The organism is Rhizobium indigoferae (assembly GCF_034554815.1).
Lineage (GTDB): Bacteria > Pseudomonadota > Alphaproteobacteria > Rhizobiales > Rhizobiaceae > Rhizobium > Rhizobium leguminosarum.
This window is the reverse complement of sequence record NZ_CP140635.1, coordinates 4,290,562-4,315,878: the sequence shown is the minus strand read 5'-3', so window position 1 is coordinate 4,315,878 and position 25,317 is coordinate 4,290,562. Positions and strand designations below refer to the sequence as shown.

Below are 25,317 nucleotides of genomic sequence, written 5' to 3'. Positions count from 1 at the left end.
TCCAGCGCCGCGCGTTTCTAACGCGGGGCGCTGTCGACGCACGGTTGTCAGATTTGGTCGCTATGAAACCCTCGCCGGCCCGCCGGCGAGGGTTTTTTCTTTCGGCACTCGATTCTGTCTTGCTGATTGGTCCTATATAGGTTCTATTGTGCGCCCATGGATAGAACCAGTCTGATAGCGGAATTGAATAGCCGCGGCCTGCGTGACGAGGCATTGACCGGGCCGCTCTACAAGCGGCTGGCGCAGACGCTGACCGGCCTCATTCAGGAAGGCCTGCTGAAGCCCGGCACCGCACTCCCGGGCGAGCGCGACCTTGCCGAAGCTCTGAAGCTCGGCCGAGTGACCGTGCGCACCGCCTATCGTGATCTGATGGCGTCCGGCGCATTGGAATCGCGCCACGGAAGCGGTACTTTCGTGTCGAGCAGAGTGGAGCGCATGGAACAGTCGCTCTGGCGGCTTTCCTCCTTCTCCGCCGACATGCGTTCACGCGGGCGTCTGCCGGCCGCACGGATATTGTCGCGGGCGGTCAATACGCCGTCGCCGGAGGAATCCTTCCTGCTCGGCCTCGGCGGCGACGAGCCGGTGCTGAGACTCGACCGCTTGCGCCTTGCCGACGGCCTGCCGCTGGCGATTGAACGCGCCGTGGTGCCGATCAAGTTCCTCGGGCACGATGCCGGCGGCGAGGGATCGCTCTACGATGCGCTGACGGCCAGCGGCCACAGGCCCGTGCGCGCGCTGCAGCGGCTGACGGCGGTCACGCTCGACCCGTCCTCCGCCGCAATCCTGAACGTCAAATCAGGCGCGCCGGCGCTCCTGATCGAACGTGTCTCGCGCCTGGAAGACCAGCGCGTCGTCGAATACACCCGCTCGCATTATCGCGGCGATGCCTATGATTTCGTAGCCGAATTGAGAATCGGAGATGACCTATGAATGACAACCAGTCACTGATGCTGCAAGAAGCCGGCCAATCGCCAGAGGTGGTGGCTACGCTTCTCGAAAAGGAAAAACCGGTCTTTGCCGAGATTGCCCGGCTGTTTTCGTCCGCCCGCCCAAGCGTGGTGACGACGGCGGCGCGCGGCTCCTCGGACCACGCCGCCACCTTTTTCAAATATCTTTTCGAGATTACCTGCGGCGTTCCGGTCGCCTCGGTCGGTCCGTCGATCGCTTCCGTCTACGGTGCGGCGCTGCATCTGGAGGGCGGCGTCCATTTCACCGTCTCGCAGTCGGGTGCCAGCCCCGATATCGTCGCGTTGCAGGATGCGGCGAAGAAGGGCGGAGCGACGACGATCGCCGTCGTCAACGTCACCGACAGCCCGCTTGCGAAACAGGCCGATATTGTTCTCGGCCTCAATGCCGGCGCGGAAAAGAGCGTCGCGGCGACGAAATCCTTCATGGCCTCGGTCGCCGCCCTTGCCGGTGTGACGGCTGCGATCGGCGGCGCGTCCGACCTGCAGGCGGCGCTCGACAAGCTGCCGGAGGCGCTGTCGGCGACCGCCGGGATCGACACGGCGGCAGCCGAGGAGGTGCTCTTCAACGCGACCTCGCTCTATACCGCCGGCCGTGGCCCGGCCTTTGCGATCGCACTCGAAGCGGCGCTGAAGGCCAAGGAAACCTCCGGCCTGCATGCCGAGGCCTTCTCGCTGGCGGAACTGATGCACGGCCCCATGCGCTTGGTGCAGCCGGGCTTCCCGATCGTCGCCTTCGCACCCGACGATGCGGCCTTCGCCAACAATGTCCAGGCGCTGGAGCGCCTGCAGAAGCTCGGCGCCACCACTGTCGGCTTCTCGGCGCAGCCGCTTTCCGGTGTCCATCTGCGCGTGCCGACGACGGGCAACGGCCTCGTCGATCCGCTGGTGTCGCTGCTCGTCTATTACCGGCTGATCGAGTCGGTGACGCGCCGCAAGGGCTTTGATCCCGACAAGCCGGCGAACCTGCTCAAGGTGACGGAGACGGTCTGATGGTCCGCAAGATCTTCCTCGGCGCCCGCATCTTCGACGGCGAGCGCTTCCATGACGACAAGGCGCTCATCGTTGCCGATGGACAGGTCGAAGCGATCGTCGCCAGAGATGATCTGCCGGACGGCGAGGTGGTGACGCTTGCGGGCGGTATTCTGTCGGCCGGCTTCATCGATGCGCAGGTCAATGGCGGCGCCGGGCGGATGCTGAACGACGAGCCTTCCGCCGCCTCGATGGACATTATCGCCAGCGGGCACCGGCCCTATGGCACGACGTCGCTGCTGCCGACACTGATTACCGATACATCAGAAGCGTCCATTGCCGCCATCGAGGCGGCCAAGGAGGCTGTCAAGGCGAACCGCGGCGTTGCCGGTCTGCATCTCGAAGGTCCGCATCTGGCGCCTGCGAGGAAGGGTGCGCATCTGGCCGAACTGATGCGACCGGTGGAGGACCGCGACGTCAAGGCCTTCATCCAGGCACGCGAGGCGATCGGCACTCTGCTCGTCACAATGGCGGCCGAGCAGGTGACGGTTGCTCAGGTGCGCGAGCTTGCGGAAGCCGGTGTCACCATCAGCATCGGCCATTCCGATTGTTCGAGCGAGGCGGCGGAAGAGCGTTTCGATGCCGGCGCGCGGGGCGTCACGCATCTCTTCAACGCCATGAGCCAGCTGGGACACCGTGCGCCCGGTCTCGTCGGCGCGGCGATCGATCATCCCTCGACCTGGTGCGGCATCATCGCCGATGGCCATCACGTCGATCCGAAGGCCTTGCGCACGGCACTGCGCGCCAAGCGCGGCGAAGGCAAGCTGTTCTTCGTCACCGACGCGATGTCGCTTGTCGGCTCGGAGAAGGATTCGTTCACGCTGAACGGGCGCACCGTCCGGCGCGAAAGAGGCGGCTTCTGCTCGAAGCTGGTGCTTTCCGACGGCACGCTGGCCGGTTCCGATGTCGACATGATCTCGACGATCCGTTACGGCGTCACCTATCTCGATCTGACGCTCGCCGAGGCGTTGCGCATGGCGACCCTTTATCCGGCCCGGTTCCTCCGGCTTGCTGATCGCGGCCATCTCTCGCCGGGGACACGCGCCGATCTCGTGCATCTGACCGATGCGCTTGCCGTCACCGCCACCTGGCTCGGCGGCGAAGCGGCCTGAACGCTAAGGCGCGTCGCGATCTTTCAGATTCGCTCTTCGCGCTTTAAATCTTTGTTTTTACGCATGTCGTTATCGCAAAACCGCGGCACACTTTTGCCCGACATGCGCTAGGAGAAGCGGGATGACCGACATTACCGATGCCTATTTCTCCAACCTGATCGGCCGGCTGGAAGAGCTGAAGCAGGTGCTTGCCGAGCCGATGGCGCAGGCAGCAGCCGTCATCCTCGATGCTGCCCACGGCGACAAGCGCGTCTATGTCTTTGGCACCGGCCATTCGCATATGCTGGCGGAAGAGGTGCACTATCGTGCCGGCGGGCTCGCTTTCACCGTGCCGGTGCTCGTCGGCTCGGCCATGCTGCACGAGGGTGCGGTCATCAGTTCGGTTTATGAGCGCACGCAGGGCCTGGTGCGGCCGATGCTGGAGCGTTACGGCATGCAGCCGGGCGATGTCATCATCATCGCCTCCAATTCGGGCGTGAATGCCGCGCCGATCGAGGCCGCCGACTATGCGCGCGAAATCGGCGCAAAGGTGATTGCCATCACTTCGATCGCCTATTCCTCAGCGATCGCCAATGGCCGCCGGCGGCTCGCCGACGTAGCCGATGTGGTGCTCGATAACGGGCTGCCACCGGGTGACGCCGTTGTCGATCTCGAAGGCACGGGGCTTCGGGTTGGGCCAGTCTCGACGGCGGTCGGGGTGACGGTCATCAATGCGATCTTCGCCGAAGTCGCCTCGGAGCTTTCGAAATCCGGCGATGCGCCAATTTATCTCAGCGCCAACATGCCGGGTGCTGCCGAGATCAACCAGAAACTCGTCAAGAAATACCGGCCGCGCAACCCGCATCTCTGATGATGGGAGCGAAGCGGTGTCGTAATTCACAGTTCCGTATGTCACGACATGCTCCTGACGCGATCAAGCGGCAAGAATGGAGCTGACCATCCGAGCCGTCCGCGGTGCCAGCGTCAAACCGATATGCCCGTGTCCAAAAGCAAACACCACGTCCCTTCCTCCTCTTGAAGGCCGGATGACCGGAACGGAATCGGGCATGGAAGGGCGGAAGCCCATCCAACTGCGGCTTGGTTCGCCAAGCGTCGGGAAAATCCTGCGAGCGTTTGCCAACAACACTTCGAGGCGCCTTGGGTTCGAAGGCGCGGTGATGCCTCCGAGTTCCACAGTGCCGGCCACCCGCAGGCGGCCGCGCATCGGGCAAAAATAAAATCCGTGATGCGTCGGGCATACCGGTCGTTCCACCGGCAATGTTTCCATATCGAATTCGAGATGATAACCCCGCTCGGTATCCAGGGGGACCCGCTCTCCGAGCTGCAGAGCCAGACCGCGGGAATGGGCGCCGGCAGCGATCACCGCCGCTCGGGCATGGATGCTGTGGGCCGAAGCCATCATCCTCACTCCGCTCCGCTCACGCGAAATAGTTGTCACCGAGTCTCGAACGAACTCGACGCCCGCTCGTTTGGCGGCGGCTTCCATCACGCTCATGACCTGGCCGGGATCGGTGAAGTTTATCGCTTTCGGAAAGAAAAGCCCTCCGCCATGGACCTGCGGCAGCCGAGGCTCCAGGCTTTGCACCTGGTCGGGTGTGAGAAGCTGCTGCGCTATCCCATAGGTTCGGCGAAGCTCGACATCCGAAGCGGCTGCCTTGAAGGCCTCGGGCGTCTGGTAGAGATAGAGGCATCCCTTCGCGCTCAAAAGATCGGATGCGCCGATCTCTGCCGCGAGTTCGAGCCATTCCGATGAAGCGTCGGACAGAAGGTCGGCGATGCGGCTCGTATTGTCTCTGTATCTGTGCGGGAGAGATTCGTAGGCAAAACGTATCAGCCAAGGAAACAGCGTGGGCAATGCCGTTTTGCGGATGGACAGCGGGCTGTCGGAATTGAGAAGCAGCGAGGCCAGGTTTTTGAGGACGGCGGGCGTACCGACGGGAATGATTGCATAGTCGGCGATCGTTCCAGCATTGCCGTAAGATGCTCCCGAACCGGGTTTGTTAGGTTCGATCACTACGACATCGCGACCGTCTGCACGTAGCCGCAGCGCGGTTGCCACGCCGATCACACCGCCGCCGATGACGGCGATATCTGTCGTTAGTTTGTCCATGAAATTATGTATCTACCTCGGCGCCTTGTGATGCCGCGATCCGTTATGTGAATTCGCCGGGCCGGTTCGGTTCAATCGAGGACTAAGGCGCGTCGCGATCTTTCAGATTCGCTCCTTGCGCTTTAGCTCTTTATTTCTACGCATGTCGTTGCCGCAAAACCGCTGCACACTTTTGCGCGACATGCTTTAGCCTGGCGAAGCGTAGCGCGCGACATAAGCCGCCGTGCGTGCTTCGGTTGGACGGTCAAGGACATCTCCGGCGGTTCCCTGCTCGATGATAAGACCACCGTCGATGAACACGACCCAGTCGGACACTTCCTTCGCGAAGGGCAGCTCATGCGTGACCAGGATCATCGTCATGCCGTCGGCCGCAAGTTCCCGCATGACGCGTAGAACTTCCCCGGTCGATTCAGGATCAAGCGCCGATGTCGGCTCGTCGAACAGCAACACCGTTGGTTCTAGCGCCAGGGCGCGTGCGATCGCCACACGCTGCTGCTCGCCGCCCGACATCTGTTCCGGATAAGCCATCGCCCGTTTGGCGAGGCCTACTCTCGTCAGAAGTTCCACGGCCCGTTCCACAGCCTCTCTCTCGCCGATCCCGGCTGCATGCATCTGAGCGAGAACGACGTTCTCCACGGCCGTCAGATGCGGGAACAGATTGAAGCGCTGAAACACCATGCCGACACGTTGCCGAAGCTTTGCAAGGTTGCGGCAGGTCACCTCGCCATTGGCGAAGATCGTCTCATCGCCGACAGTGATCGTTCCCTGATCGGGACGTTCAAGCAAATTGACGCAGCGCATGAGGGTGGTCTTTCCTCCGCCGCTCTGGCCAATGATGCTCACGATCTTGCCAGCGGGAACCTCGAGATCGACGCGGTCAAGCACCAGGCGCCCATCGAAAGACTTGCGCAATCCGCTGATTTTGACGGCCGGGCGTCCGACCGGCTGCCGTGACACGAAAGGAGTTTTGGCAGGGATGGTCGTCATGGGCGGATCTTCCCCTCGGCGAGGTAGGTCCTCGCTAATTTCAGCCGGCGCCTTCTGGCCAAGGACAATGGCACGCCCCCATGGATCTTGCGCTCCAGCAGAAGCAGACATTGTGACACCGGGTAGCAGATAGCGAAATAGGCCGTAGAGATCACGAGATACACTTCAAGCGCTCGGAATGTTTCCGAGGCTATCAACTGTGCCTGCGTCATCAGTTCGGCGGCGGAGATCGTGACAAGCAGCGAGGTCGACTTGATCAGGTCGACGAACATTGTGTTCGTACCGGGAAGCGCGAGCCGCACTGCCTGCGGCAGGACGACATGGGTGAACGTTTTGCCGCGCCCTAGCCCGAGAGCTTGAGACGCCTCTTGCTGTCCTTGGTGTACGCCGGCGATAGCGGCCCGAAAGATCTCGGACAGGTAAGCGGCGTAGAAGAGCACCAAGCTCAACACTCCAGCCTCGAAAACCTCCAGCCTGATGCCTACGGAAGGCAGGCCGAAGTATGTGAGGAATATGATCGCCAGAAGCGGTACGTTTTTAAAGAGCTCGGTATAGAACGCTGCAGGGACGCGGACGAGCCGCAGCCGGTTGAGCCTCATCAACGCAAGTGCAAGACCAAGAATCGTCGCGCCAATGAAGCTGGCCACGGTGTAGCCGAGGGTCCTGAGCAGACCCCCGGCAATGCTTCCGACGTAGTCATTCCAGGGAACCTGGAAAACATCGGTGAAGGATGACAGCGCCGTCATGCCCCGAACTCACTTCGCGATGGAAGGCGGGTTCCAGTCGGCGGGACGGTCAACGCCGCGCCGCTGTGCCGCCATCTCGGGCGATGGAACCAGGAACTGCTTGGGATCGCCGCCCCATTTCGTGATCAAAGCCGCAAGGGATCCATCCTTGTACATGCCGTCGATCTGATCGGATACAGCCTTGGCCAGCTTCGGCGACTGCTTGGGAAGGTAGAATCCGGTCATGTAGGCTTGAAAATATTTGTAATCGGGGTGTGCGGCCACCTGTTCGTTTGTCGGCGGCTTCAGATATTCGATGCGGACCTTCATGTCGGGGCGCTGCTGCTGTTGATAGGTGATCAGCAGCGGATCAAGAAAGCCAACGTCCAGACGTCCGGAAGAAATATCCTGGAACACACCTTCGGCGTTCGGGAACGTATGTGGTGATGCGTTAGGGACCTGCGCGATCGATTTCGCCCAGACATACCCCGTCACAGTGCCGAGATTTTTGCCTTCCAGACTCGCAACATCCGGAAAGCTCGCCGTGCCGCTCACCGCCATGGCCGGCGGCGAATAGTACGGAGGGTCCGTGAACAGGCCGACCTTCTGGCGAGCGTCGGACCATGCAATTCCGCCAATGGTTATATCAGCCCGCTGCGTCTGGACGGAAGCCAGCATGCCTGGAAAGTCGGTGACGTTGATTTCCATTTTGAGGCCGAGCTTATCGGCCACGGTTGTCAGGATGTCGCTGTCGAGACCGACCAGCTTTCCATCCTTGACCGCCGTATAGGGCATGTAAGGCTGCACTGCAACGACGAGCGTGCCCGGCTTCATCAGCTCCAGATCGTCGGCGTTTGCAGTGGATGGCACCGCCGTCGCGAATAGCCCCAAACCCAAGACCGCCAAGGCAATAATCCCGTTTGCCTGCGATTTTTTCGTCAATTCAGCATGTTTCATTGGAACCCCTCTTTGTAGTTATATATTGCTGATATATTAAGAATATGCGGACATGATATGGAGTCAAGCAGATTCGTTGAGCGGCTTTTTTCTAGGCGGATAAGCGTCTAGCTATGCGGAAACGGGCAGAGAGAGGAAAACGCTGAATATGTCGGCATTCGAAGTGGATTACGAAGCGGCGGAATCGACACTGGCGGAACGGACGTACATTCGGCTGCGCGACGACATCATTACGACGCTGCTTCCTCCGGGCACACTTCTGCGCGAAGCCGAAATCATGAAACGCATGGACGTCGGGCGCACGCCGGTCCGGGAGGCGATTCAGCGTCTGCAATATGATGGTTTCGTTGTCGTCAGCGCGCGGCGCGGCACATTTGTGAGCAAGATCGATATCAATGATCTTACTGCGGTTTATGAGGCGCGAGCACGGATCGAGTCCTGGGCGACCCGACTAGCTGCGGAAAGGCTGCGCGAGTTCGAGCGGCAAGAAGCGCGGCAACTGATCGATGAGCTCAAGCAAACAACCGGTCCGATGGCGTTGGAGGACATACTTGCTCTCGATCGCCGGGTTCACCGCTTCATTTACAAAGTGGCGAAAAACCCTTTCCTGTCCGATACGCTGGATCACTACCACAATCTGTCGCTGAGAATCCTGTACGTCGCCATGAAACGGTTTCCAAGTTTGGTGCCGCGCCTTGAGGACGTCTTGCATGATCAGGTCCTCATGCTTGAGGCGGTGTGCAGAGGTGACGCAGATGAGGCCGAAAAGATCGCGATGGCTCATGTCATGAGCTTTGAGAGCGAGGTCCGGAAGGTAATCTGAATTCGGATCTGGGGATTGGATGCAGCTTCAGCTGAACGAAGATATTTCCGGCAGAATGAGCCGTCCGAAACGATCTCGTGCTGCGAGTGGACTCGGCATCGACACCTGCCTGAATTCCACATCTCAGTGAGAGGCCGGCGTGAGCCGGCCTCCTGAACGGATGAAAACCAGGATCAGTCCTTGGCGCGTTCGACGTAGGAATTGTCTTCCGTGGCGATGACGACGCGGGTGCCGGCATTGATGTGCGGGGGCACCAGGGTGCGGACGCCGTTCGACAGCATGGCCGGCTTGTAGGAGGACGATGCCGTCTGGCCCTTGACGACCGGTTCCGTCTCCATGATTTCGAGCGTGACGTGGCGCGGCATCTGGATCGCCAGCGCAATGCCTTCATGCATTGACAGAACGCAGGTCATGCCTTCCTGCAGATAAGCCTTGTCGTCCCCCATCGTGTCGACATCGACGACGACCTGATCGTAGTTTCCAGGGTTCATGAAGTGAAAGCCTTCGCCGTCCTCGTAGAGGAATTGATGGTTCACGTCCTCGACGAAGGCGCGCTCGACCTGTTCGGTGGTGCGCCAACGCTCGGAAACCTTCACGCCGTCGACGATGCGGCGCATGTCGACCTGGGTGACCGGTGTGCCCTTGCCCGGATGAAAGTTCTGGGCGGTGAGAACGACGTAAAGCTTGCCGTCGACATCGAGAACGTTGCCCTTGCGGACCGAAGAGGCGATGACCTTGACCATAAGACTTCCTTGTAACTCGGCTTTCGGCGTCGTAGATGACTGCCGAGACGCTCCGAAGACGCAAATGTTTTTCTTTGGGGCGCAACTAACCTAAAATCCGGGAAATAGCCACCCCCTATACCGGCTTCTCCGGCGAAGAAAGCTTGGAATGAACTCTTCGGCGAAAGCGTCCCCCTGGTGGACCCCGTCCGTGCATGCCGACCGCCGTCCGTTCCTGATCGGGCGCAATGCGATCCAGGCGGCGTTGCGCGGGTTTTTCGCGCGCGAGGATTTCGTCGAGGTGGATACGGCTGTGCTGCAGGTCTCGCCGGGCAACGAGGCACATCTGCATGCCTTCGCCACGGAAGCACTGACGACGGATGGGCAAAAGGCGCCATTCTACCTGCACACCTCGCCGGAATTCGCCTGCAAGAAGCTGCTTGCGGCGGGCGAGGAACGCATCTCGTGTTTTGCCCATGTCTATCGCAACCGCGAGCGCGGGCCGCTGCACCATCCCGAATTCACCATGCTCGAATGGTATCGGGCCGGCGAAAGCTACGAGAGCCTGATGATGGATTGCGTGCGGATCCTGGCGCTTGCAGCCGAAACGGTGAAGACCGGGAAGCTTGCCTATCGCGGCGCCGAGAGCGATCCCTTTGCCGGGCCGGAGCGGATCGGCGTTGCCGAAGCGTTTGAGCGTCATGCCGGCATCGATCTTCTCGCCTCGGTCGCCGCCGACGGTTCGACCGATCGCGACCATCTGGCGGCCGAGCTCAGGCGCGTCGGCATGCGTGTTGCCGATGACGACGGCTGGGCCGATCTCTTCAGCCGGGTGCTGGTCGAAAAGATCGAGCCGTATCTCGGCTTCGGCCGCATCACCATCCTCGACGAATATCCGATCTCGGAGGCAGCACTTGCGCGTCCCTCGGCACGCGACCCCAGGGTTGCCGAGCGTTTCGAGCTCTATGCATGCGGCGTCGAGCTGGCGAACGGCTTCGGCGAACTTACCAACGCTGCCGAACAACGGCGACGGTTCGAGATCGAGATGACCGAGAAGGCACGGATCTACGGCGAGACCTATCCAATCGACGAGGATTTCCTTGCCGCAGTGGCGCTGATGCCTGAGGCAAGCGGCATCGCGCTCGGCTTCGACCGGCTGGTGATGCTGGCAACGGGAGCATCACGCATCGACCAGGTGCTCTGGGCGCCGGTTGCGGAGTACGGAAGATGAATGTCATCAAACCGATCAAGAGCGTCGATGATCTTGTAAAGGCAGGGCTGGTCGCGCCTGCCGATCGCGCAAGTCTCGAGGAGGTTGCCGCGCGTTACGCGATTGCGCTGACGCCAGCGATCAGCAAGCTCATCGACCGCACCGATCCCGATGATCCGATCGCTCGGCAATTCGTGCCTGATGCAGCCGAACTCACTGTCGCTCGCGAAGAACGCGCCGATCCGATCGGCGATCATGCCCACAGCCCCGTCGAAGGCATCGTTCACCGCTATCCCGATCGTGTGTTGCTCAAGGCCGTGCATGTCTGCCCGGTCTATTGCCGCTTCTGCTTCCGGCGCGAAATGGTCGGGCCGCAGGGCCTCGGCACGCTCGATGCGGCAGCGATGCAGGCCGCTTTCGATTATATCCGCGGTCACGAGGAGATCTGGGAAGTCATCCTCACCGGCGGCGATCCGCTGGTGCTTTCTCCGCGCCGGCTCCACGAGATCATGGAGACGCTTGCCGGGATCGCGCATGTGAAGATCGTGCGTTTCCACACCCGCGTTCCGGTCGTCGATCCCGAAAAGATCGATGCGGCGCTGATCGACGCGCTGAGGGCAAGCGGCAAGACGGTTTATGTGGCGCTGCACGCCAATCATGTGAGAGAACTGACGCCGGAAGCGCGGGCCGCCTGCGCCCGCCTCGCCGATGCCGGCATCGCCATGGTCAGCCAGTCGGTGCTGCTCAAGGGTGTCAACGACGATCCCGCCGTGCTTGCGGAGTTGATGAAGGCTTTCGTCGAAATCCGCGTCAAACCCTACTACCTGCATCATCCAGATCTGGCGCCTGGCACCGGCCATTTCAGAGTGACGATCGACGAGGGGCAGGAGATCGTAGCGGCGCTGCGCGGGCGGATTTCCGGTCTCTGCCAGCCGGCCTACATCCTCGATATCCCAGGCGGTCACGGCAAGGCCGTCGTCAGTGGGAGCGCGATCCGGGCGTCCGGCGACGGATGTTATTCCGTCACCGATTATCGCGGTGGCGAGCATTCCTATCCGCCCGTTGATTGAGACAAAAGTCGGCGTTTTGCGTGTCATTTCTGTACTCGCCACGCCAGACGCTAGAGTGTGTCGCAGCGTCGAAATTATTATAAGTCACTGATATAAAATGGTTGTTTACGACAGTGCGGAAAGGATCGCTAAAATCCTAACTATGAGCCTCAGTCATATTTAACTCAATTAATTAGCGGAATGTTCTGTTTTCCGCACTAAAAGAACGCTCATGACAAGGCGATGAACGCCGGTTCGGGATCATGAGAATCTTGGAGTGATGGGATGAATAAGGCAATCCGCGACCTCGTAGCCAAATTCGGCAAGCTTCCTGGGTCGATCGACCAGGTCGCCGACGACGCTGATCTTTATGCGGCAGGTTTGACGTCCTTTGCTTCTGTGCAGTTGATGCTTGGCCTCGAAGAGGCCTTCGACATCGAATTTCCCGACAATCTCCTGAACCGCAAATCCTTCGCGAGCATCTCGGCCATCGCCAGGACCGTCGATCTCATCCGGGACAGCCGGAAGGTCGCCTGATGAATTTCCCCGTCAAGATCATGCAGGACGGTCTTGTCGCAAGGGTGGCCCGCGTCGCCGAAATCGCGACGAAACACGCGGATACCGTTGATGCCGAAGCCCGCTTCCCCCGGGAAGCCGTCGATGCGATGAAGGCCGAAAGGCTGCTCGGCATCCAGGTGCCGCGCCATCTCGGCGGAGAATCCGCCTCGATCACCGAGATCGCCGAATTGTGCTCGCTGCTCGGCCAGGTTTGCGCCGCGAGCGCCATGGTCTTCGCCATGCACCACATCAAGCTGTCGAGCCTCGTTGAACACGGCGCCGACAGCGAATGGCATCGCGGTTTCATGCGCCGCATCGCCGCCGAGCAGTTGCTGATCGCATCCGCCACCACCGAAGGCGGTATCGGCGGAAACCTGCGCAACAGCATCTGTGCGGTCGAGGTCGATGGCGACACGTGCCGTCTCGAAAAGGATGCGACCGTCATTTCCTATGGCTCGCATGCCGACGCCATTCTCATCACCTCGCGTGCCCACGCGCAGGCGGCTTCCTCCGATCAGGTGCTGACGGCCTTCCTCAAGGACCAGTACACGCTCGAGAAAACGCATGTCTGGAATACGCTCGGCATGCGCGGAACCTGCTCCGACGGCTTCCTGTTCAAGGGCGAAGCGCCGGCGCATCAGATCCTGCCGAAGCCTTTCGCGGAGATCGCGGCGCAATCCATGCTTGCCTCCTCGCACCTCTTGTGGAGCGGCGTCTGGTACGGCATCGCCGTCGATGCCGTTGTGCGCGCCCAGGCTTTCGTGCGCGCCGCTGCCCGCAAGGCGCCGGATGCCCAGCCGCCGGGCGCGCTGCGCCTTGCCGAGGTTTCGAACCTGCTGCAGATGGTGAAATCCAACGTGGTTGCCGGCCTCAAGGCCTATGAAGATGCCAAGGCCGATGCCGACAGGCTATCTTCGATGGGATTTGCGGTGGCGATGAACAACGTCAAGATCGCCTCGTCCGAGACGATCCTGGAGATCGTCAACCATGCCATGCTGATCTGCGGCATCATGGGCTACAAGAACGGCACGCCCTTCAGCCTGGGACGCCATCTGCGCGACGCGCATTCCGCGCAGCTCATGATCTCGAATGACCGCATCCTCGGCAACACGTCGAGCATGCTTCTTGTCCATAAGCAGGACACTAGCCTACTGGGGTGACAGTCATGGATATGCAGACCTCGTTTCTGGACCGGCTTTTCGATGCCGGTCTGCTGATCGATACCGGCATCGACGGGCTTTACGGCCGTAGTGGCCAGTTCGAAGACGTGATCGCTGCCTTCGAGCGCCTGATCGACACGTTCGGCGGCGCCGATGGTGCCGAAGCCATGCGCTTTCCGCCCGGCATGAACCGCGCCTTCTTCGAAAAGAGCGGCTACATGAAGAGCTTTCCGCAGCTCGCCGGCACGGTGCACAGCTTCTGCGGCAGCGAACTCGATCATGTCAGCCTGCTGCAATGCATGGAAGTCGGCGAGGACTGGACCAAGGGGCAGGAGGCGACCGACATCGTGCTGACGCCGGCTGCCTGCTATCCGCTTTATCCGACGATCGCCAAACGCGGCAACCTGCCGAAGACGGGCGGCCTCTTCGACCTGCAATCCTATTGCTTCCGCCATGAGCCGTCGAAAGACCCGGCCCGCCAGCAGCTGTTCCGCATGCGTGAGTATGTCTGCATGGGCACCGAGCTGCACGTCACCGATTTCCGCCAGCGCTGGATGGATCGCGGTGTCGAGATGATGAAGGCCGTCGGTCTCGACGTGACGATCGACGTCGCCAATGATCCGTTCTTCGGCCGTGCCGGCAAGATGCTCGCCAATAATCAGCGCGACCAGAACCTGAAGTTCGAGCTGCTGATCCCGATCACCTCAGCTGCCAATCCGACCGCCTGCATGAGCTTCAACTACCATCAGGATGCCTTCGGCACGAAATGGGGTCTCTATCTCGAAGACGGCAGTGTCGCACACACCGCCTGCGTCGGCTTCGGACTGGAGCGCATCGCCCTTGCCCTCTTCCATCATCATGGGCTCGATGTGAAGCAATGGCCGGCCAGCGTACGGAAAGCATTGTGGGGCTGAGCAAATCGATGACATCGGTATTTTCGGGAATCGACCCGGAAACCTACCGGGCGCATGCGCTGCATTCCGGCGAGCGCGCCTGGCCGGAAACCAATTGCTATGTCGATCTCTGGATCGAAGTGCTGGCGACATCAGGCGTTGCACCAGAGGCGATGCTGGGTTTTACCCTGACGCAGGATTTCGAGGGCGACCAGTTCACCTTCTTCAAGGTGCCGCTCGAGGATCTCGAAGCGCTCTACGGCATTCGTGCGACTGAGCTTGCCATCTACGACCGTGTCGAACGCCATGCCGAGGTTCAGATCGCGCGGGGCCGTCTCTGCCTGATCGAAATGGATTCCTTTTACATGCCGGATACGCGCGGCACCGCCTACCGGCAGGAGCATGGCAAGACGACGGTTGCGATCAACCGGCTAGATGTTTCGGCAAAGCGCGTCGATTATTTCCACAATGCCGGTTATTTCCGTCTCGAAGGCGAGGATTTCGACGGTCTGTTCCAGCTGCAGCTGACGGAAAACGACCCGCCGTTCCTGCCCTACACGGAATTTGCCCGATTCCCGGAAAGACCGGCTGATGAAGAGCATCTGCGATCGACCGCGCGGCGGCTGGCCGGCTTTCACTTCATCAGGCGTCCCCGCGAAAACCCGATCCGCGCCTTTGCAAGCATCTTTCCGCAACAGGTCGAGGCGGTGGCGGAACGGCCGTTCGGCTTCTTCCATAAATACGCCTTCAACACGCTTCGCCAGGTCGGCGCCAATTTCGAGCTGGCGGCCGATCATCTCACCTGGCTCTCCCCTGGTGAATTTGCGGCTGCCGCCGAGCATGCCAGGCGCATTTCGGAGGTGGCGAAATCGGTGCAGTTCCAGCTTGCCCGCGCTGTCACCCGCAAGAAGTTCGAGCCGTTGCAGGCAGCTCTTGATCCGGCCGCCGATGCATGGGATTCCATGATGGCGTCGCTTGCGGGGCGAATCTGAGGCCGGAGATCTGACCATGCGGGGGCGTTTGGCGAGCATCGGTGCCGAGGAAAGTCTACTTTCCGAAGGCTGGAACCTGATCCTGACGGAGCCGGGCGCCTGCGCCGTGCCGCACGACATCCCGCTCTCGGCGCAGTTGATTCCAGCACCGGTTCCCGGCACCGTCGCCGCCGCGCTTGAAAAAGCCGGGCTCTTCGACCGGGAAAATCCCGAGCCGCTGAACACACGGGATGCCTGGTATCTCTGCCGGCTTTTCGATGCCGAGCCCGGCGACGCGATCCTGCGTTTCGAAGGGCTGGCGACGCTCTGCCATGTCTTCCTGAACGGCCAGGAAATCCTGTTTTCCGAGAGCATGTTCACGGCGCATGAGATTCCGGTGACGCTTTCGGGTGGCGATGAACTGGCTTTGTGCTTCCGGGCGCTCGGTCCCCGCCTGTCGGAGCCGGGGCCCCGTGCGCGCTGGCGGCCGCAGATGATCACGCCGGCGGGCTTGAAGAATTTTCGCACGACGCTGCTCGGTCATATGCCGGGCTGGTGCCCCGATATCCATGCCGTCGGGCCATGGCGGCCGATTTCGATGGTGCGGCGCAATCCCGTCTCGATCGACAATGTCTCCATCCGCGCCGTATTCGAGGAGAGTGGTGTCGGCCGTCTCAGCGTTTCCCTGCATAGCAATGCCGAGAATCCCTCAATGCTGCTTCGCTGCGGCGGGATGGAGCAGCCCTTCGAGAAGGTCGGCGACAGTCATTACTCGGCTATCCTCAAGCTTTCCGATATCGAGCCCTGGTGGCCGCACACGCATGGCGCTGCGCGTCTCTATGAGCTGACGCTGGTTTCCGACGGGGTGGAATATCCGCTCGGCAGGACTGGCTTCCGGCGCATCGACGTCGACCGTGGTGCGGATGGCGATGACTTCGCGCTCCTCGTCAACGGCGAACGCATCTTCTGCCGCGGCGCCGTGTGGACGACGGCCGATATCGCGCGATTACCGGGCGGGCGGGCGGATTATGAGCCGTTCCTGCGGCTTGCCGCCGGAGCCGGCATGAACATGATCCGCATCGGCGGCACCATGGCCTACGAAACGCCTGATTTCTTCGCGCTCTGCGACGAGCTCGGTCTGCTCGTCTGGCAGGATTTCATGTTCGCCAATTTCGATTATCCGCGCAACGACAAGGCTTTTCTCGGTCACGTGCATGCGGAGGTCGAGGAATTTCTGCACGGCGTGCAGGCGTCGCCTTCGCTGGCCGTGCTCTGCGGCGGCAGCGAAATCCACCAGCAGGCGGCAATGCTCGGTCTGCCGGCGGAATTCTGGAGCGGACCGGTCACCGATGAAATCATCCCGGCGGTCGTCGCGCGCATGCGCCCGGACGTGCCCTATGTCCCGAACTCGCCCTATGGCGGGGCAATGCCCTTTTCGCCGAATGCCGGTATCGCCCATTATTACGGCGTCGGCGCCTATATGCTGCCGGTTGCCGATGCGCGCCGCGCCGACGTGCGTTTTGCCTCCGAAAGCCTCGCCTTCGCGCATGTGCCGCAGCAGAGGACGCTGCAACGTCATCTCGACGTGCCCGCCGTCCACAGCCCGCTATGGAAGGCTCGCGTGCCCCGCGACCGCAGCGCATCGTGGGATTTCGAGGATGTCCGCGACTTCTACCTGCAGCTTCTCTACGGTTTCGATCCGGCCCAGCTGCGCCGCGAAGATCCGGAACGCTATCTCGATCTCTCCCGCGCCGTCACCGGCGAGGTGATCGAAGAGACTTTTGCCGAATGGCGGCGCAAAGGCTCGGCCTGCAATGGCGCGCTTGTCTGGACGCTGCAGGACCTGCTGCCCGGCCCCGGCTGGGGGGTGATCGATTCCACCGGAGAGCCGAAGCCCGTCTGGTATGCGATGCGCCGTGCCTTCCGGCCGGTTCAGGCAATCTTCACCGACGAGGGAACGAACGGTCTCGACGTGCATGTCGTCAACGAGACGGATGCCGCGCTCGACGTCGAGCTCGAGGTCGTCTGCCTGCGCGACGGAAAACAGCAGGTCGTCAGCGGCAGCAGGGCCTTCAAGCTGGCGGCAAGGGACACGGAGCGCCTTGCCTGCACCGCGCTGTTCGGCGCCTTCTTCGATACGACCTATGCCTTCCGTTTCGGGCCGCCGGCGCATGATGCAAGCGTCGCACGCCTGCGCTCGCTGGTAGACGGCGCCATTCTCGCCGAGAGCTTCCACTTCCCCTGCGGACGGGGGAGGGCGCTGCATGACGCAGGGATCGAAGCATCATTCGGCAGAGACGACGACTGGTTCGTCGATCTGAGGACCGACCGGCTTGCGCAATCGGTGCATATCGACGTCGAGGGCTATCGGGCCGACGACGACTGGTTCCACCTTGCCCCCGGCGCGATGCGGCGGGTGAAGCTCCACCCGCTGTCCGGCGCGGAAAGCGATACTCCGCCTGCGGGAGAGATCAGAAGTCTAGGCAGTTCGCATCGCGTCGCAATCGAGGGCTGATGCCCCTGCGAAGAATGATGCCGATCCATTGGGAAAGACCGTGATTTGAGAACGATATACCGCCTTCTGCGCGCCCATGTCCTGCAGCGGCTGATCCCGCGGTCGCGTGTTGCCTTCAACCCACGCAGGCCGGTGGAAGTCGTCGGTTATCTCTCGATGGCGGTCGGTGTCGGCGAATCGGCAAGGCTCTGCGCCGACGCATTGTCGGAGGCGGGGCTGGCGATTTCACTCTCCGACGTCAGCACGCATCCTGACGAGAATTCATTCGCCGGATGGACGCCGTCGCATCTTTCCACCGAACCGGCGGGAAGCCGGATCTGGCATCTTAATCCGCCGATGCTGCCGCGCGCCATCCTGAAGAAGGGCGTTGCGAATTTCAGCCGCGCTTTCAACATCGGCTATTTCGCCTGGGAGCTCGAAGTCGTGCCGGCGGAGTGGCGCAATGCGATGCATTACATGAATGCCGTCTTCGTGCCGTCGGAATTCACCAGGCGGGCGATTGCGCCTCTCACCACGGCGCCCGTCATCGTCGTTCCGCATCCCGTCACCGAGAAGCCGGCGACCGAAGGCATGCGCCAGAAATTCGGCATCGAGGAAGACGCCTTTCTCGTCAGCTTCATCTTCAGCGCCGGCTCCTCGATCAACCGGAAGAATCCGCAGGCCGTCATCGAGGCCTTCCGGATATTCGCCGCCGAATGCCCCAGCGCCTTCCTCTTGATGAAGGCCAGCGGCGATATCGGCAAGGACGAAGGCCTGCGCGAACTGGTCGCTTCGGTTAAGGGCGACAACCGGATCAGGATCGTCACCGACAGGTTATCGAACTCCGATATCAACGGCCTCATCCGCTGTTCCGACGCCTATCTTTCGCTGCATCGTTCCGAAGGTTTCGGGCTGACGGTTGCCGAGGCGATCATGCAGCATACGCCCATCATTTCCACGGCCTGGTCGGGAACAGTAGATTTCTGCGATCCCGACAATAGCTGGCTGGTTGGCTCTCCCCTTATTCCTGTGGTCGATACCCATCCCGAATTTGCCGGGCTCGAGGGTGCAGTCTGGGCCGACCCCTCACCCGAGGCGGCGGCCGGGTACTTGAGGGAAATTTTCCGCGCGCCAGAGCGTGCACGAGAGAAGGCCGGGAAGGCGCGGGAGTTCCTGCTGCGCTACCTTGCGGAAAACAGCTACGAGAAGGCGCTTCAGACATTGACGGCGATGCAGGCCAGCTAAGCTGAGGTCGTCACTCCGCTTTATTTTAACATTTTCGCATTAGAGATGGCGGGTATGCGGCGGTAGGCCGATCCTGACGGATGGACAGATGTCGAAGGGTATTATCGCAAACTCGGTGATGAACGCGGCGGCAGGCATGCTGCTGCTTCTGACGGGCTTCGTTTCCTCGATCATAACCGCGCGGTTGCTCGGGCCGGAAGCCAACGGCATCGTCGCCTTTTCGCTCTGGCTGGTGGTGACCGGCGCCTCGATCGCCGAGCTCGGCTCCAGCATCACGCTGCTGAAGACGTTGCCGCAACTTTCGGCGGAGGGTTTCGATGCGCGCCGTCGGCGGGGTTTTGCCGCCATCCTCGTCAGCTTCATGATGTTCTCGACCGTCGTGCTGCTGGCGCTCTACGCGCTGTTTTTCCTGACGTCCGAAAAGATGCACTGGGCCGACACCGCGCCATCCGTCGCTCTGGTCACCGGCGTGCTGTTCTTCATCCAGGCGATCGGATCCTTCGTCAAATTCTACCTGATCGGCGAAAAGAAGCTTGGCGCTTTCTTTAAGCTGACGGTCGCCGTCTCGATCGTGCAGCTTGCCGGCGTTGCCGTCGGCGCCGTTTTCTATGGCGTCGAGGGTGTTCTCGTCGGTTATGCGCTCGGCCAGCTGGTGCTGTTTTTCGCCACGCTGCCGATCCTTCTGGCACGGCGCGACTGGTGCGGGGTCTCGCTGAAGTATCTCGCCTCTTCCTCCGTCATCCTGTCGATCCAGTTCATCATCGATTCCATTTTCCTCAACCGGCTCGAGCTGCTCTTCCTGCAGCAGTTCTGGTCGGTGGAGATGGTCGGTTATTATGCCGTCGGCCTGTCGATCGCGAATATCGCGCTGCAATTGCCGATCCAGATGACCGGCAGCCTGCTGCCCTACTATTCCGAGCGGCGCCACAGCAGCGACGATTCGACATTGCCGGTCGAGGTCTTCGCTGCCGTCACGCGCAGCATGGCCTATATCGTGCTGCCGATGAGCCTCGGGCTTGCCGCGATCTCCAGCGAACTGGTGCTCGTGGTGTTCGGCGAAGCGTTCCGCCGCAGCGGGACGGTGGTGGCGCTGCTTGCGCTCGTCGCTCCCGCCTATACTTTCATGCAGATCCTCAGCCTCTACCTGCTGTCGATGGACAGGGCCCGCTCCCGCCTGAACATCAGTGTGATAGGTGGCCTACTGATGGTAGCGGGTTGTTTACTGATCGTACCTAGGCTTGCGGCCGAGGGTGCTGCACTTGTGCGCATCCTCGTATTCGTTGCGATGTCGGTGATGATGATCAGACAGACAGGATTCGGATCCCAGCTTTCGGGTCTCTACGCAAGCCTGACGAAGGTGACGCTCGCCTCCGTCCTCTGTGCTTGCGGAGCGATTTCCGTGCTGGAATTCGTCCAAGGTCCGGCCGGATTGGTCGGCGCGATCATCGCCGGCGCATTCGCCTATTTCGCGGCGCTCCGAGTGCTGCGCGCCGTGCCGGGCGAGGATGTCGAAGTCATGCGCTCCATTCTCGACAAGATGCCGTCCCTGCTGCGGCGACCGGTTGGCCACGCGATCAATTTCATCGCGCCGCGGCTTCCCGGCGATCCCGATCGCGCCAAGGTCGCGCCCGGCGAATTCTCGCTGGAACCGGCCGAGGGGGCGGGACGCAACGCTGCCCTGCCTGTCGTCTTCGACGGCACGATCGGGCTGTTCATGCCTGAGAATCCTCTCACGAAGAAACGTTCGGCCGCCGTGCTCTTCGTCAGCCCCTGGGGTTTCGAGGAGATGTGCAGCCGCAAATTCTTCCGCGTCGCGGCCGAGCATTTCTCGGATATCGGCGTGCCGAGCCTGCGCTTCGACTATCGCGGCACCGGTGACGCGCTCGATTTCGGGGTGCTGCCGGCAAGGCTGGAAACCTGGGAAAACTCGATCCGTGCGGCCGCTGACAAGCTGAAGTCGCTGAGCGGCTGCGACCGTATCATCCTCATCGCACAGGGCCTCGGCGCGACGCTTGCCCACCGCGTCGGTTCTTCGATCGAAGGCGTCGACAGCCTCGTCATGCTGGCGCCGGTGCTGAGCGGCAGGGCCTATCTGCGCGAACTCAACATGTGGTCCAAGATCATCGATGCCGATCTCGGCCTCGGCAAGGAGCACGTCCAGACCGCGAAGGTGCAGATCGCCGGGCTCGTCATGCCCGAGGAAATCGCTGCCGAGCTCGGCAAGCTCAACATCACCTCGCCGCAGGGGCTCGCAGCCTCGCGCTATCTGATCCTCGAACGTCCTGCCAAGGCCGAGGATACCGGCTTTGCCGATGCGCTGATAGCGCTTGGCGCCGATGTCGAGCAGAAGGCCTTCGAAGGCTATGACGAACTCGCCACCAATCCGCTGTTTGCCAAGACGCCGATGGCTGTCGTCGCGCTGCTGACGACGTGGCTGGAGGCAACGACGACAGAGACATCCGCCGCCCATTCGCCGACGGCGATCGACAACCCGCTGCTTGCCGGCGATGATTTTGCGGAAACGCCGGTCCGTTTCGGAAGCCATAATCATCTGGTCGGCGTCGTCAGCCGGCCGCTCGGCGAGATCAAGGGCAATGCCGTGCTCTTCCTGTCGACAGCCTATGACCGGCATGCCGGCTGGGGACGGACGACGGTCGACATGGCGCGCGAGCTCGCCCGCCAAGGCGTCGTTTCGCTGCGTTTCGATTCCGCCAATGTCGGCGACAGCCCGCCGCGGCCGGATGCACCGGAACAGGTACTTTATTCGGATACGCAGACCGGAGATGCGGTCGCCGCGCTCGATCTGCTCGAAGGCGTCGTCGCCGGTCCCGTCATGGTCGCCGGTCGATGCAGCGGCGGCTATGTCGCCTTCCGCGCCGGCGTCGCCGACGAGCGCTTGAAGGCTGTCGTGTCGATCAATCCCTTCGTCTATTACTGGGATCCTGACATGCCGGTGCGCAGGGAGCATGTCGTCTCCGTTCCCCGCAGTCTGGATGATTACAGCCAGCGCCTGGCGCGGCTCGACACGCTGAAGCGGCTGCTGCGCGGCCAGGTGGATGTCGTTGCGGCGCTGCAGAATATCGTCATCGCCGCCGGCCGCCGGCTGTCGCCGTGGATCGCGCCGGTGCTCGAGCTGCTTCCCGACCGGCGCCATATCGCCCGCGAGGTCCGGCACTCCTTCGCGCTGTTCGGCAAGCGGAGGGTGCCGTTGACGCTGATCTACAGCGAGGGCGATGTCGGGCTCGACCACGTCTATTTCCACTTCGGGCCGCGCGGCGCCAGGCTCTCTCGCTATCCGAACGTACGGCTGCTGATGCTGCCGGATGCCGACCACAATCTGACGCCGCCGCAATCGCGCAAATTCGTGCTCGACGAGATCATCCGTCTCGCCAGAGCGTGACCGGGATTTCAGCTAAAGCGGTTCAGCTTTTAACGGAAGCGCAGGACCGCTCTAGCCTTTTGTTTTTACGCAATTCCGGACGGAAAACCGCTTCGCACTTTTCCTGGAATTGCTCTGAAGCATGTCGCGCAAAAGTGTGCAGCGGTTTTGCGCCGAAGACATGCGGAAAGCAAAGACCTAAAGTGCAGTAAGCGAATCTGAAAGATCGCGATGCCCGTTAGGCAGGGGATCAGATGTTTTCCGCGGCGACGACATCAAGCGATCTGTAGAGATCGATATAGCGTTCGGCGACGATATCCCAGGAATAGCCGCGCGCGGCTTCGAGAAGCCCGGCCCGCACCACGTCCGGTTGGCGCGAAAGGTCTTCATAGGCCGTTTCGATCGCCGTGGCGGCGGCCTCAGGATTGGTGAAATCGGCAAGCATGAGAACGGGATGCCGGGCGGCAAGCGTCGCAAAGGCATCGTTGGCGTTCAGCACCGGCAGGAGGCCGGCGCTCATCGCCTCCAGCGCCACCAGGCCGAAACCTTCATATTCCGAGGCGGAGGCGAAAATCGAGGATTCTGCGATGATGCGCCGGATGGTGTCGTTGTCGGGCGACACATGCAGGGTGACGCGGCCGGAAAGATGACGGCTTTCGATTGCGCCTTCGACATCCGCCCGGTTCAGGTCGGATTCGGCGCCGACAATGTCGAGATGCCATTCCGGGTCGCGGGTCTTCAGCCCGGCCATCGCATCGAGCAGATGGTCGATGCGCTTGTTCACCGAGAACCGGCCGATCGTGACGATGCGGCGCTTTGCCCGGCGCGCAGCGGTGTCGGCGAACTTGCCAATATCGGCGCCGTTTTCGATCAGGAGACTGTCGGGCACGATCTCGCAAAATTGCTTGAGGTCGGAGGCGCTGCAGCAGACGACGCGGCGATAGGCCATCGCCGAAGCGCGGGTCAGCGTCCGGAACCAGATCTTCTTGATTGCCGCGTATTTCCGCGTGTGAAAGAAGCCGCCATGGGTGGTGACGATCATCGGTTTTCCGTGCAGCAGCCGGCCCCAGGCGAGCGCGTCGAAGAAGAAGTCGATGGCGTGGACATGGACGAGATCGGCATCGGCGAGATGGCGGAAAACCTGCGGTGCCAGCGGATAGCGGCTGGAGCCGGACCAGGGAATGCGCACCACCTCGATGCCGTCGATATCTTCGCGAAGCGGCAGCTTGTCTTCAGGCGCGGTGAAGAGCGAATCCAGCGTGACGACGCGCACGCGGTAACCACGGCGTACAGTCTGGCGGGCGAGATTGGCGACCACGTCTTCCAGGCCGCCGCGATTGGGCAGGAATTGGCGCACGACATGGACGATCAGCGGAGCTGTTTCCAACTGCGGCTTCGCGCGTACCCTATCTGCCTCGACGATCGACATTTTCCACCTATCGCTGCACGTGCCGGCCCGCGCTGATGCGGGCCTGTGATAACAACGACCAGATATGCCCGGCGTTAAGGCGCGGTTTAGGCGACGTCCTGCGAGGGCCAATCTTCGCGAAAAGGGTTAACCGTGTCTGACGGCAATTTGGAGCGTTTCCGTTTTTCTCGAATCACGGAAACGCTCTATCTCTTTTGTTTTCACGCAATTCCCGGCAAAAGCGTTTCACGCTTTGCCTGGCAAAACTGCTGCGCACTTTTGCTGGAATTGCTCTAGAATGCCTTGAAGGTCAGCGTCGTCAGCGAGCGGACGATGCCGGGAATATTGGCGATGTTGTCGTTGATGAATTTGCCGATATCCTGGCCTTCCTCGATATAGACCTTCAGCAGCAGATCGTAGTCGCCGCTTGTGGAATAGAGCTCCGAGACCAGTTCGGTCTGGTAGATGGCGTCGGCGACATCATAGGTCTTGCCGGGTGCGCATTGGAGCTGGACGAAGATCGGCTTCATGGAGATTTCCTGCAAAGTTGTTTGGAGCGCATAATGGTCGAAAGCGCCATGCCGATGCAAGCCGTTCGTCACACAGCCGGGTTGGTGGTGGCTTCCGCGACGATCCAGTCACGAAAGGCGGCAAGCGGCGCATAATCGGCGCGCTCGGGCGGAAAGGCGAGATAATAGCGCTCGCGACTTTCCATTTCACGGTCGACTGCGGCGACGAGATCGCCGCGCCGGATCTCCTCCTGCATCAGGAATGTTGGCAGCAGGGCGACGCCGAGGCCGGCGATCGCCGCCTGCGCGGCGGTGGCGAACTGGTCGAAGAGCATGCCGTGGACGTTTTCGAAGGAAACGCCGTTGCTGGCGAACCACTGCTCCCAGGCGTCGGGACGTGTCGTCAGATGCAGAAGCGGAACGGCGAGCAGATCCTCCGGTCCTGAGATCGCATATTGCTGCAGAAAATCCGGACTGCAGGCCGGCACCGTGCGCTCCGACATCAGGAAGGCGAGTTCGGCGCCCGGCCAGTGCGGATGGCCGAAGTGGATGGCGGCGTCGATCGAATCGAGGCGGAAATCGAACGGCGAAAGCCGGGTCACCAGATTGATGGTCACGCCGGCATTGGCGGCGAGAAAGCGCCCCAGGCGCGGCGCCAGCCAGCGCGTGCCGAAGGTCGGCAGGATGGCGAGATTGAGCGTGCCGCCATGCGGATTGGCGCGCAGGTTCAGCGAGGCGCTCGATATCCGCCGCAGCGCCTCGCGAATCTCGCGAGCATATCCGTCACCGGCAAGCGTCAGCCGCATGGTCTGGCGTTCGCGCAGGAAGAGCTCGACGCCAAGCTGCTCCTCCAGCGCACTTACCTGGCGGCTGACGGCGCTCTGCGTCAGATCGAGTTCGCGCGCCGCTGCGGTCACGCTGCCGGTGCGGGCAACCGCCTCGAAGGCGGCGAGATGCGAAATCGATGGCAGAAAACGTCTTGACGTCAGCATGGTCATTCCGTTTCAG

General features: G+C 61.6%; 22 protein-coding genes. 14 read left to right on the top strand and 8 right to left on the bottom strand.

The genetic code is table 11. The features are described from left to right. Positions 1 to 156: 156 nt before the first annotated feature. From U5G49_RS21260 to U5G49_RS21245, 4 genes are all read left to right on the top strand, one after another. Positions 157 to 930 (top strand): GntR family transcriptional regulator, encoded by a 774-nt coding sequence (locus U5G49_RS21260; protein ID WP_003543751.1) that lies wholly within the window; start codon positions 157 to 159, stop codon positions 928 to 930. Next, positions 927 to 1,958: an SIS domain-containing protein gene (locus tag U5G49_RS21255; protein WP_193444573.1), complete on the top strand. Its 1,032-nt coding sequence runs from the start codon at positions 927 to 929 to the stop codon at positions 1,956 to 1,958. The genes U5G49_RS21260 and U5G49_RS21255 overlap by 4 nt, the downstream gene beginning before the upstream one ends. Beyond that, positions 1,958 to 3,109 carry an N-acetylglucosamine-6-phosphate deacetylase gene (nagA, locus tag U5G49_RS21250; protein ID WP_193444574.1) on the top strand — a complete coding sequence of 384 codons (1,152 nt, stop codon included), beginning with the start codon at positions 1,958 to 1,960 and terminating at the stop codon, positions 3,107 to 3,109. Before U5G49_RS21255 ends, nagA begins: the two co-directional genes overlap by 1 nt. A 121-nt stretch (positions 3,110 to 3,230) precedes the next feature. Beyond that, the gene (locus tag U5G49_RS21245; protein ID WP_028733579.1) at positions 3,231 to 3,959 is read left to right on the top strand and encodes an SIS domain-containing protein; all 729 of its coding nucleotides are present in this window, start codon (positions 3,231 to 3,233) and stop codon (positions 3,957 to 3,959) included. Positions 3,960 to 4,022: 63 nt separating this feature from the next. On the opposite strand, the gene U5G49_RS21240 is transcribed toward U5G49_RS21245, so the two are convergent. The 4 genes from U5G49_RS21240 to U5G49_RS21225 form a co-directional block, all read right to left on the bottom strand. Further along, the gene (locus U5G49_RS21240) at positions 4,023 to 5,219 is read right to left on the bottom strand and encodes an NAD(P)/FAD-dependent oxidoreductase (protein ID WP_115157109.1); all 1,197 of its coding nucleotides are present in this window, start codon (positions 5,217 to 5,219) and stop codon (positions 4,023 to 4,025) included. Positions 5,220 to 5,405: 186 nt separating this feature from the next. Then, a complete protein-coding gene (locus U5G49_RS21235; protein ID WP_018448313.1) occupies positions 5,406 to 6,206 on the bottom strand; it encodes an amino acid ABC transporter ATP-binding protein in 801 nt (266 codons plus the stop codon). After that, complete coding sequence (locus tag U5G49_RS21230) at positions 6,203 to 6,952, bottom strand: amino acid ABC transporter permease (RefSeq protein ID WP_193444575.1); 750 nt, start codon at positions 6,950 to 6,952, stop codon at positions 6,203 to 6,205. The genes U5G49_RS21235 and U5G49_RS21230 overlap by 4 nt, the downstream gene beginning before the upstream one ends. A 9-nt stretch (positions 6,953 to 6,961) precedes the next feature. After that, positions 6,962 to 7,888: a substrate-binding periplasmic protein gene (locus U5G49_RS21225; protein WP_193444576.1), complete on the bottom strand. Its 927-nt coding sequence runs from the start codon at positions 7,886 to 7,888 to the stop codon at positions 6,962 to 6,964. 148 nt (positions 7,889 to 8,036) lie between these two features. Here U5G49_RS21225 and U5G49_RS21220 point away from each other — a divergent pair, with 148 nt between their 5' ends. Continuing rightward, positions 8,037 to 8,711 (top strand): GntR family transcriptional regulator, encoded by a 675-nt coding sequence (locus U5G49_RS21220; RefSeq protein WP_018244037.1) that lies wholly within the window; start codon positions 8,037 to 8,039, stop codon positions 8,709 to 8,711. A 173-nt stretch (positions 8,712 to 8,884) separates the two neighbouring features. Here the strand turns inward: U5G49_RS21220 and efp are convergent, their stop codons facing one another. Further along, positions 8,885 to 9,454 (bottom strand): elongation factor P, encoded by a 570-nt coding sequence (gene efp / locus U5G49_RS21215; protein ID WP_018244036.1) that lies wholly within the window; start codon positions 9,452 to 9,454, stop codon positions 8,885 to 8,887. Between the two features lie 148 nt (positions 9,455 to 9,602). Between efp and epmA the strand changes: the two genes are divergently transcribed. From epmA to U5G49_RS21170, 9 genes are all read left to right on the top strand, one after another. Beyond that, positions 9,603 to 10,664: an EF-P lysine aminoacylase EpmA gene (epmA, locus tag U5G49_RS21210; RefSeq protein ID WP_166480730.1), complete on the top strand. Its 1,062-nt coding sequence runs from the start codon at positions 9,603 to 9,605 to the stop codon at positions 10,662 to 10,664. Then, entirely contained in the window at positions 10,661 to 11,713 is a 1,053-nt protein-coding gene (locus tag U5G49_RS21205) for a lysine-2,3-aminomutase-like protein (protein ID WP_193444577.1), read from the top strand. The genes epmA and U5G49_RS21205 overlap by 4 nt, the downstream gene beginning before the upstream one ends. Before the next feature lie 264 nt (positions 11,714 to 11,977). Further along, positions 11,978 to 12,229, top strand: a complete 252-nt coding sequence (locus tag U5G49_RS21200) for an acyl carrier protein (RefSeq protein WP_003543737.1) — start codon at positions 11,978 to 11,980, stop codon at positions 12,227 to 12,229. After that, positions 12,229 to 13,410, top strand: coding sequence for an acyl-CoA dehydrogenase family protein (locus tag U5G49_RS21195; protein ID WP_018244033.1), 1,182 nt, complete (start codon positions 12,229 to 12,231; stop codon positions 13,408 to 13,410). The genes U5G49_RS21200 and U5G49_RS21195 overlap by 1 nt, the downstream gene beginning before the upstream one ends. A 5-nt stretch (positions 13,411 to 13,415) precedes the next feature. Then, on the top strand, positions 13,416 to 14,324 hold the full coding sequence (locus U5G49_RS21190) for an amino acid--[acyl-carrier-protein] ligase (RefSeq protein ID WP_193444578.1): 909 nt from the start codon (positions 13,416 to 13,418) through the stop codon (positions 14,322 to 14,324). A gap of 8 nt (positions 14,325 to 14,332) precedes the next feature. Continuing rightward, on the top strand, positions 14,333 to 15,295 hold the full coding sequence (locus U5G49_RS21185) for a DUF1839 family protein (protein WP_032980776.1): 963 nt from the start codon (positions 14,333 to 14,335) through the stop codon (positions 15,293 to 15,295). Positions 15,296 to 15,311: 16 nt separating this feature from the next. Next, complete coding sequence (locus U5G49_RS21180; protein WP_018244030.1) at positions 15,312 to 17,789, top strand: glycoside hydrolase family 2 protein; 2,478 nt, start codon at positions 15,312 to 15,314, stop codon at positions 17,787 to 17,789. Positions 17,790 to 17,834: 45 nt separating this feature from the next. Further along, positions 17,835 to 19,013, top strand: a complete 1,179-nt coding sequence (locus U5G49_RS21175) for a glycosyltransferase family 4 protein (protein ID WP_018448304.1) — start codon at positions 17,835 to 17,837, stop codon at positions 19,011 to 19,013. Positions 19,014 to 19,101: 88 nt separating this feature from the next. Beyond that, the gene (locus U5G49_RS21170; RefSeq protein ID WP_018244028.1) at positions 19,102 to 22,413 is read left to right on the top strand and encodes an oligosaccharide flippase family protein; all 3,312 of its coding nucleotides are present in this window, start codon (positions 19,102 to 19,104) and stop codon (positions 22,411 to 22,413) included. A gap of 229 nt (positions 22,414 to 22,642) precedes the next feature. Here the strand turns inward: U5G49_RS21170 and U5G49_RS21165 are convergent, their stop codons facing one another. The 3 genes from U5G49_RS21165 to U5G49_RS21155 all read right to left on the bottom strand — a co-directional run bounded on the left by U5G49_RS21165 (position 22,643) and on the right by U5G49_RS21155 (position 25,307). Further along, positions 22,643 to 23,821, bottom strand: a complete 1,179-nt coding sequence (locus U5G49_RS21165) for a glycosyltransferase family 4 protein (RefSeq protein ID WP_018244027.1) — start codon at positions 23,819 to 23,821, stop codon at positions 22,643 to 22,645. A 272-nt stretch (positions 23,822 to 24,093) separates the two neighbouring features. Further along, on the bottom strand, positions 24,094 to 24,330 hold the full coding sequence (locus U5G49_RS21160; protein ID WP_003543721.1) for an Lrp/AsnC ligand binding domain-containing protein: 237 nt from the start codon (positions 24,328 to 24,330) through the stop codon (positions 24,094 to 24,096). A 68-nt stretch (positions 24,331 to 24,398) separates the two neighbouring features. Then, positions 24,399 to 25,307, bottom strand: coding sequence for a LysR family transcriptional regulator (locus U5G49_RS21155; RefSeq protein WP_018244025.1), 909 nt, complete (start codon positions 25,305 to 25,307; stop codon positions 24,399 to 24,401). Positions 25,308 to 25,317: the final 10 nt, after the last annotated feature.

Bases quoted from the DNA above. Each gene is read 5' to 3' on its own strand.
- U5G49_RS21260 (WP_003543751.1), top strand. From the start codon at position 157: ATGGATAGAACCAGTCTGATAGCGGAATTGAATAGCCGCGGCCTGCGT.
- U5G49_RS21255 (WP_193444573.1), top strand. From the start codon at position 927: ATGAATGACAACCAGTCACTGATGCTGCAAGAAGCCGGCCAATCGCCA.
- nagA (WP_193444574.1), top strand. From the start codon at position 1,958: ATGGTCCGCAAGATCTTCCTCGGCGCCCGCATCTTCGACGGCGAGCGC.
- U5G49_RS21245 (WP_028733579.1), top strand. From the start codon at position 3,231: ATGACCGACATTACCGATGCCTATTTCTCCAACCTGATCGGCCGGCTG.
- U5G49_RS21240 (WP_115157109.1), bottom strand. From the start codon at position 5,219: ATGGACAAACTAACGACAGATATCGCCGTCATCGGCGGCGGTGTGATC.
- U5G49_RS21235 (WP_018448313.1), bottom strand. From the start codon at position 6,206: ATGACGACCATCCCTGCCAAAACTCCTTTCGTGTCACGGCAGCCGGTC.
- U5G49_RS21230 (WP_193444575.1), bottom strand. From the start codon at position 6,952: ATGACGGCGCTGTCATCCTTCACCGATGTTTTCCAGGTTCCCTGGAAT.
- U5G49_RS21225 (WP_193444576.1), bottom strand. From the start codon at position 7,888: ATGAAACATGCTGAATTGACGAAAAAATCGCAGGCAAACGGGATTATT.
- U5G49_RS21220 (WP_018244037.1), top strand. From the start codon at position 8,037: ATGTCGGCATTCGAAGTGGATTACGAAGCGGCGGAATCGACACTGGCG.
- efp (WP_018244036.1), bottom strand. From the start codon at position 9,454: ATGGTCAAGGTCATCGCCTCTTCGGTCCGCAAGGGCAACGTTCTCGAT.
- epmA (WP_166480730.1), top strand. From the start codon at position 9,603: ATGAACTCTTCGGCGAAAGCGTCCCCCTGGTGGACCCCGTCCGTGCAT.
- U5G49_RS21205 (WP_193444577.1), top strand. From the start codon at position 10,661: ATGAATGTCATCAAACCGATCAAGAGCGTCGATGATCTTGTAAAGGCA.
- U5G49_RS21200 (WP_003543737.1), top strand. From the start codon at position 11,978: ATGAATAAGGCAATCCGCGACCTCGTAGCCAAATTCGGCAAGCTTCCT.
- U5G49_RS21195 (WP_018244033.1), top strand. From the start codon at position 12,229: ATGAATTTCCCCGTCAAGATCATGCAGGACGGTCTTGTCGCAAGGGTG.
- U5G49_RS21190 (WP_193444578.1), top strand. From the start codon at position 13,416: ATGGATATGCAGACCTCGTTTCTGGACCGGCTTTTCGATGCCGGTCTG.
- U5G49_RS21185 (WP_032980776.1), top strand. From the start codon at position 14,333: ATGACATCGGTATTTTCGGGAATCGACCCGGAAACCTACCGGGCGCAT.
- U5G49_RS21180 (WP_018244030.1), top strand. From the start codon at position 15,312: ATGCGGGGGCGTTTGGCGAGCATCGGTGCCGAGGAAAGTCTACTTTCC.
- U5G49_RS21170 (WP_018244028.1), top strand. From the start codon at position 19,102: ATGTCGAAGGGTATTATCGCAAACTCGGTGATGAACGCGGCGGCAGGC.
- U5G49_RS21165 (WP_018244027.1), bottom strand. From the start codon at position 23,821: ATGTCGATCGTCGAGGCAGATAGGGTACGCGCGAAGCCGCAGTTGGAA.
- U5G49_RS21160 (WP_003543721.1), bottom strand. From the start codon at position 24,330: ATGAAGCCGATCTTCGTCCAGCTCCAATGCGCACCCGGCAAGACCTAT.
- U5G49_RS21155 (WP_018244025.1), bottom strand. From the start codon at position 25,307: ATGACCATGCTGACGTCAAGACGTTTTCTGCCATCGATTTCGCATCTC.